General features: G+C 54.2%; 7 protein-coding genes and 1 pseudogene. 4 read left to right on the top strand and 4 right to left on the bottom strand.

Translation table 11 applies throughout. The features are described 5' to 3' along the window. Positions 1–96: 96 nt before the first annotated feature. Positions 97–309, bottom strand: a pseudogene (locus EDC90_RS03780) (transposase); the annotation flags it as partial. A gap of 118 nt (positions 310–427) precedes the next feature. Between EDC90_RS03780 and EDC90_RS03775 the strand changes: the two are divergent. From EDC90_RS03775 to EDC90_RS03760, 4 genes are all read left to right on the top strand, one after another. Continuing rightward, a complete protein-coding gene (locus EDC90_RS03775; RefSeq protein ID WP_132308693.1) occupies positions 428–1447 on the top strand; it encodes an IS110 family transposase in 1020 nt (339 codons plus the stop codon). Positions 1448–2167: 720 nt separating this feature from the next. After that, positions 2168–2857: a fumarylacetoacetate hydrolase family protein gene (locus EDC90_RS03770; protein WP_245510917.1), complete on the top strand. Its 690-nt coding sequence runs from the start codon at positions 2168–2170 to the stop codon at positions 2855–2857. A gap of 23 nt (positions 2858–2880) precedes the next feature. After that, a complete protein-coding gene (locus tag EDC90_RS03765) occupies positions 2881–3426 on the top strand; it encodes a gamma carbonic anhydrase family protein (RefSeq protein ID WP_132308691.1) in 546 nt (181 codons plus the stop codon). Beyond that, entirely contained in the window at positions 3423–4724 is a 1302-nt protein-coding gene (locus tag EDC90_RS03760; RefSeq protein ID WP_132308689.1) for a GGDEF domain-containing protein, read from the top strand. The genes EDC90_RS03765 and EDC90_RS03760 overlap by 4 nt, the downstream gene beginning before the upstream one ends. A gap of 116 nt (positions 4725–4840) precedes the next feature. On the opposite strand, the gene EDC90_RS03755 is transcribed toward EDC90_RS03760, so the two are convergent. From EDC90_RS03755 to EDC90_RS03745, 3 genes are read right to left on the bottom strand one after another with little or no spacing between them, the layout of a single operon-like run. Further along, on the bottom strand, positions 4841–5245 hold the full coding sequence (locus EDC90_RS03755) for a Fur family transcriptional regulator (protein WP_132308739.1): 405 nt from the start codon (positions 5243–5245) through the stop codon (positions 4841–4843). Next, positions 5245–6060: a zinc ABC transporter permease subunit ZnuB gene (znuB, locus tag EDC90_RS03750; protein WP_132308687.1), complete on the bottom strand. Its 816-nt coding sequence runs from the start codon at positions 6058–6060 to the stop codon at positions 5245–5247. Before znuB ends, EDC90_RS03755 begins: the two co-directional genes overlap by 1 nt. Continuing rightward, positions 6050–6850, bottom strand: coding sequence for an ATP-binding cassette domain-containing protein (locus EDC90_RS03745; RefSeq protein ID WP_132308737.1), 801 nt, complete (start codon positions 6848–6850; stop codon positions 6050–6052). Before EDC90_RS03745 ends, znuB begins: the two co-directional genes overlap by 11 nt. Positions 6851–6911 lie beyond the last annotated feature (61 nt).

Here is a 6911-nt window from a genome sequence, read left to right as displayed (position 1 = left end):
TGCCTCAAGTCGGGCTACGCCCTCCCTCCGACACACGAACGACGCAACGTCTCACCCAGATTGTCGCGGAATCTCATCTTGATTGTCGTGCCGCAGCTCCCACAGTCCGGCCAGCGTCCAGCGGCGGAACTGGCGGTACACGCTCGACCACTTGCCGAACTCCTCGGGAAGATCGCGCCATTGCGCGCCGGTCCGGGCAATCCAGAATATGCCGTCCAGAACCTGCCGGTGATTGGATGCCGGCCGACCACCGCGTCCCCGGATCGCAACTATGAACTGCTCGAAAAACGCCCATTCGGCGTCACCCATCAGCAATCGCGCCAAGATAGCCTCCTCTCGAAAGCCATCTTGATGATGTGGACACCGCCGGCCGCGCAACTGCGTGTATTGTGCTGAGAAAGAGTGGAACTGGAAAAGGAGCATCGAAATGCACATCCAAACAATAGGCCTTGATCTTGCGAAGAGCGTCTTTCAGGCGCACGGCGTGGATGAAGCCGGTCATACCGTTCTTGTGAAGAAGCTGCATCGCAAACAAATGATCCCCTTCTTCTCGAAACTTCCGCACTGCCTGATCGGAGTGGAGGCGTGTGGAACGGCGCATTATTGGGCACGGACGCTCATCGCCATGGGTCATGAGGTGCGGATAATGCCGCCTTCTTATGTCAAGGGATACGTGAAGCGGGGCAAGAGTGACGCCCTGGATGCCGAGGCAATCTGCGAGGCCGTGCAACGTCCGACGATGCGGTTCGTGCCGGTCAAGACCGTCGAACAGCAGGGCATTTTGATGGCGCATCGCACCAGAGCGTTGCTTGTGCGCCAGCGTACGATGGCGGCGAACGCATTGCGTGCACACTTGGCCGAGTTCGGCTTCGTCGCCAACCCGGGTGCCGCCAATCTGGTGAAACTGGCGGATCAAGCCTTCGCCGATGAGGTTCTGCCTGCCTACGCCCACCGGGCCCTCGAAATCCTGATCCGGCGAATGGCGGAGCTGACTGAAGAGATCGGGGAGCTCGACCAGGAATTGCGTACATGGCACGAAGGAAGTGACGTCAGCCGAAGGCTCGCCGCCATCCCTGGCATCGGCGTCATCACAGCAAGCGCCATCGCCGCGACGGTGACAGACCCCGATCAGTTTCAATCAGGTCGGCAATTCGCGGCATGGCTCGGTCTCACGCCGCAGCAGCAATCCACGGGCGGGAAAACCCGGCTCGGCGGCATATCAAAACAGGGCGACCGATACTTGCGACGATTGCTGGTTGTCGGTGCGACAGCGGTCATGAGACATGCGAAACGAAAACCGACACCTCTGACGGACTGGGTGAGCAGGTTGTTGGAGAAAAAGCCGTTCAGGCTCGTTTCCGTCGCCCTTGCGAACAAGCTTGCCCGAATCGCATGGACGCTTCTCAAACGAGGACAGATTTACAGACCTTACGGATTGTCCGCCTGACAGCGAACAACCAAACCGAATTGGCAATGGCAGTCAATGATGCGTAACGATCGAGCCAACGGCGAGGCAAACCCGTCTGATTCAATGCACTTCAAAAGTGCGCCAACTTGATCAGGGACCTCACCGGCGGATTTCCATCAGGGCCAGCGGCAAAATCAACCCCGCACAAACAGGCCGGACATATGAAAGCAACCGATCTACGCAAAACGACAAAAAGTCCTTGCCATAGGCGGCGTCCACATATGAATCATGCTTCAGCTGATTTGGGAATCCGGTTTGTCAACAGGACCTAAACAGAATTCCGACCGCGGGACCGGTCCATATCATCGCAGGACTGCTGTGCCGAACGATACGGTATGCCAATACGATCAGCGCAACGATCCCGAGCTTTTCGAGAAATGCATTCATAATGACAATATTCTCGACCATCGGCTTCTTATCGTCCTGCTGTCGGGCTCGAATGTATCTCAGCTTTCAAACATAGCGCCCTGCTGTTCTCTATCATCCAGATCAAGACATAAAAATCTCAAGCCTTGTCAAAGAAGTCTCTACAATTTAACAGATCATTAACCAATATATTGGCGCAGAAAATCTGTGAGAAAACACAGAGTTTCATCTTCAAGACACAATAGAAAAATCGCTGAAGCATTGCGACAAGACAACTTTTAAGAGAAAATAAATTCTCACGCTGAGGCGTCATTCAGCAAAGGTACCTGATCTTTGACCTATACCGTTTTTCCAGTTCCGCCACCGGTTGTGATCCCGGTGAACGGCATCGTTGAGATGTTTCCGGTGCGCCGCATATATTGCGTCGGTCGCAACTACGCAGCCCATGCGGTTGAAATGGGGCATGACCCGCAACGCGAGGCGCCTTTCTTCTTTCAGAAAAATCGCGAAAACATCGTCCTCCCCGGCAGCCCCTTCCCCTACCCTTCGCTTTCAAGCAATGTACACCATGAAGTCGAATGCTATATCGCCCTGCAAAACGGCGGTTCTGACATTCCCGAAGAAAGCGCTCTGGAAACTGTTTTCGGCTACGGCGTCTCTGTCGATTTTACGCGGCGAGACCTTCAAAGCGAAGCAAAGACCAAAGGCCGGCCATGGGAAATGGCCAAAGCATTTGAAAGTTCTGCACCCGTATCAGCGATCACACGCAGCCTCGATATCGGACATCCCCATTCTGGAAGAATTGAACTTCTCAGGAACGGGAAAGCTGTTCAGGTTGGCGACATAAATCAGATGATATGGAAAACGCAGGAGATTATCGCCGTGCTTTCGCGATTCGTAGCGCTCGACGCCGGCGATCTGATCCTGACCGGCACACCCGCAGGTGTCGGGCCTGTTGAGCGGGATGATCATATTGAATGCAGAATTGCCGGTATCGGTGAACTGTCTTTCGATGTGATCTGAAATCATAAGGGAGAAGATAGACAATGACCTTGTATGCGCTGGGAAATGCAGAGCCGGCTCTTCCGTCGAAAGGGTCATACTGGATCGCTCCTGATGCCTCCGTCATCGGCAAGGTCATTCTCGAAAAAGATGTTGGCATATGGTTCGGGGCCGTTTTGCGCGGCGACAATGACCCCATTACAATCGGCACGGGCAGCAATGTTCAGGATGGTGTGATGATCCACACGGACATGGGCTTTCCCGCGACCATCGGCAGCAACTGCACCATCGGCCATCATGCCATCATTCACGGCTGCAAGATCGGGAATACAAGTCTGATCGGCATGGGAGCAACAATCCTCAATGGCGCAGTGATCGGGAACAATTGCCTGGTTGGAGCCAATGCTCTCATCACCGAGGGAAAAACATTTCCCGACAATACGCTCATTGTCGGTGCTCCGGCGAAGGCTGTCAGGCCTCTCAGCGCAGATGAAGTTGACGGGCTCAGACAATCGGCTAAGCGTTATGTGGAGAACTGGAAGCGGTTTTCTATCGAACTCAAGCCGATCGCATCGGGTGAGCGCTTATGACAGTGGTATCGCGCACGCCGCTTGAACTCTCAGACAAAGACCAGATCCTGAACCGGCAGATTGAGACCTCGCTTAATCATTGCAGAACAAAGCTGGTCTTTCCTGATCCACTCGAGCGACTCTACCATGATCACATCCATAAAAATAACCGGCGCCAGGTCATTTCTGCCGCCATCGGCGCCATACTGCTTTACTGCAGCTTTTACTTCGTGGACATGATTTACAGGCCGGAACTGATGACTCAGCTTCTGGTCATCCGCCTCAGCGTCATCGCCTTTTCACTGGCTGCGCTTTCAGGCGTCCTGATCCTCAAAGACAATGTTCGCCTTCCCGGACTATTGTCTCTGGCGGGGATTTTCGCCACCTCCCTTGCCGGAGGGCTTATGCTGTCCTTGCCGGAAAACCCGATTGTCACCTATGAACCTTACACATTCATTCTCGTTGCCGTGGCTGGAAACATCGTTCTGCCGCTGCGTTTCAGGCTCGCCCTGATCGCAACAGTAGCAAACCTTGCCATCGCAACTTATTTCATTCTTCAAATTCCGGTCTTAACCCCCGACCAGAAAGCATCTCCCCTGATCTTCCTGCTGGCGAGCAGCGTACTGACACTCTTTGCCAGTTTCAGGCTTGAAGCCAGCGAACGAAAAGCTTTTCTTTTCTATCTCCATGAAAAACTTTACGCCGACGCTTTACTGGGGCAGTACCAGATCCTGAACAGGATCTCGCTGACAGACTCGCTTACAGGCATCGCAAACCGCCGGCGCTTTGACAGTTTCCTCTCAGAAAGCTGGGCTGCAGCTGCCGTTGACAAGCACCAGGTCGCAATGCTGATGATCGATGTCGATCATTTCAAGCGGTTCAACGACGCCTATGGACATCCGGCGGGCGATGCATGCCTGCGTCAGGTCGCAACACTTATCCGGCGCAGCACACGTCAAGAGGTCGACCTTGCAGCGCGACTGGGCGGAGAAGAATTTGCCGTGATCGTCTCGCAGGGAGGGATCAGGGCTGCGCAGGCGATCGCCCGGCGCATTGAGCGAAAATTCGCCATCGCAGCCATTCCCCATCGCGATGGTGTGAACGGACGCATCACGCTGAGTATCGGAATCGCATCAGGTTCACCGGAAAACTCCGAAAGCACTGCGGAAGATCTGATCGCGAATGCGGACACTGCTCTCTATCAGGCGAAAAGAAAAGGGCGAAACCGCACCTGTATCGAAGAAGAAACGCTATCGGACAGGCGTGAGGCTGAATTGCAAAAGAATACAATGGCACGCGAAGAAGCCCGCAATTCATAAGACAAACAGTTCAACCGTCAGTTGGCCTCACCCAGTATTATCGGCGAAAAGGCGCTACAAAAAACAAGTGACGCGCGCATACGTTTCCAAGGAAGACGATCCGCTTAAAAAAGCCTTCAGTGGCGACAATCAGCACAAAGCCCACGGATTTCAACCGTCATTTTGCTGGATTTGAAATCTGCCTGTGCCGCTCTGGCAAGCAGAGCCTCCTCAATATCATGGGCATGAAATTCCTTCACGGCACCACAGTTCTCGCAGATTGCAAAAGCCGTCATACCGTGATGGCTGCAATCCTGATCCGGATGGGCGCAGGCAACGAAGGCATTCATGCTCTCCAGCCGATGTACCAGCCCGGCATCAATCAACTTCTCAAGCGCGCGATAAACCTGAAGAGGTGCCTTGAAGCCATGCTCACGCAGGCGATCAAGTATTGTATATGCGCTGAGCGGGCTCTGGCTTTCATTCAGACAACCGAAGACCAGAGACTGGTTTTTGGTAAGTTTACGGGCATGTGCGGCCATCATTGATCCTCCCGTGAGAGATGCATTTGCCTTCGCGTCAGTGGCACAAGGCTCACGATAAACAGAACCACAGCAGCGACAACAATCGAGGGTCCCGACGGCGTATCATAATAAAGCGAGGAATATAATCCTCCAATGACGGCAAGCACGCCGATTACCGAAGCCATAACTGCCATCGCTTCCGGTGTCTTTGCAAATCGCCTGGCTGCCGCCGCCGGTATGATCAGCAGTGATGTAATCAGCATGATCCCGATGATCTTCATCGCAATGGCAATCACTAGCGCCATCAACATCATAAAGATAAAGCGTGTTGTCTCCGGTTTCAGCCCCTCGGCCTGTGCGATCTCAGCGGAAACGGTTGCCGCCATCAGCGGACGCCAGAGCGCAATCACAGCGGTGATGATGAAAGCCCCGCCAAGCCAGACAATGGCAATGTCTGAGCGGGTTACAGAGAGAATGTCGCCGAAAAGATAGCTGATCAGGTCAACACGCACCCACGTCAGAAACGAAACGATGACAAGCCCGATCGCCAGCGTCGAATGAGCAAGAATACCAAGCAGACTGTCAGAGGAAAGCGCGCGGCGCCTTTCCAGCAGGATCAGAACGACTGAAACGAGCGTTGCAACAACGAACACGCTCAGTGTCAGGTTGGCGGAGAACAAAAGTGAAAGCGCAACCCCCAGCAAAGCAGAGTGTGCCATCGTATCACCGAAGTAGGCCATCTTGCGCCAGATGATAAAGCAACCCAGAGGCCCGGCCATCAACGCCACACCAATGCCTGCAAGAAGCGCGCGCGTGAAAAAATCATCCAGCATCCTGCTCATCCTTCTTCTTTGCATCGGCGTTTTCCGAGGCAGAATGCGGATTAACGCTCGTCCTGCCGTGTGCGTGCCCCGCTCTGTCAACTGACGTCACCCGTCCATCGGGCAGATGTGTATGGTCATGCTCGTGGCGGTAAAGCGCCAGCGCGCCCATGGCACGGGCCCCGAACAGTGTCTGATAGGCTTCACTGCTGCTGACAGCTTCAGGCGTGCCCGTGCAACAAACATGACCGTTGAGGCACACAACCGTATCGGTGGCAGCCATAACCACATGCAGATCGTGCGAAATCAAAAGAACACCGCAGCCTTGACGCCTGCGGATTTCCGAAATCAGCTCATAAAGCGCAATTTCTCCGGAATAATCGACGCCTTGAACGGGCTCATCCAGAACCAGAAGGTCAGGCTTACGAGCAACCGCGCGCGCAAGAAGCGCCCGCTGAAACTCTCCGCCGGAAAGATTTTGCACCTCAGCTCCTGCCAGATGTGCGATCCCGACAGAATCGAGAGCTTCATCAATATCCCTGCGCGAAAGCGGTCCGGTCAGCGTCATCAGTCTTTTGACTGTCAGCGGCAATGCATGATCGATATTGATTTTTTGCGGAACATAAGCTGTCTTCAGCTCCGGCGCCCGGCGAACATTGCCTTCATCAGGCTTTGAGACACCGATAGCCATCTTGGCACTGGTCGATTTCCCAGCGCCATTCGGTCCGATAAGTGTGACAATCTCGCCGCGGCGCACAGTAAAGCTGACCCCTCGAACCAGCCAGCGGCCACTGCGCCACATTCCGGCATTATCAAGTGAGACCAGAAGCGGATCGTCTCTTTCACTGGTTTTCAATTTTATC

This window comes from Martelella mediterranea (genome assembly GCF_004342225.1).
Taxonomy (GTDB): domain Bacteria; phylum Pseudomonadota; class Alphaproteobacteria; order Rhizobiales; family Rhizobiaceae; genus Martelella; species Martelella mediterranea_B.
This window is presented reverse-complemented; position numbering and strand designations above follow the sequence as displayed.

Bases quoted from the DNA above. Each gene is read 5' to 3' on its own strand.
- znuB (WP_132308687.1), bottom strand. From the start codon at position 6,060: ATGCTGGATGATTTTTTCACGCGCGCGCTTCTTGCAGGCATTGGTGTG.
- EDC90_RS03760 (WP_132308689.1), top strand. From the start codon at position 3,423: ATGACAGTGGTATCGCGCACGCCGCTTGAACTCTCAGACAAAGACCAG.
- EDC90_RS03775 (WP_132308693.1), top strand. From the start codon at position 428: ATGCACATCCAAACAATAGGCCTTGATCTTGCGAAGAGCGTCTTTCAG.
- EDC90_RS03745 (WP_132308737.1), bottom strand. From the start codon at position 6,850: ATGTGGCGCAGTGGCCGCTGGCTGGTTCGAGGGGTCAGCTTTACTGTG.
- EDC90_RS03755 (WP_132308739.1), bottom strand. From the start codon at position 5,245: ATGGCCGCACATGCCCGTAAACTTACCAAAAACCAGTCTCTGGTCTTC.
- EDC90_RS03765 (WP_132308691.1), top strand. From the start codon at position 2,881: ATGACCTTGTATGCGCTGGGAAATGCAGAGCCGGCTCTTCCGTCGAAA.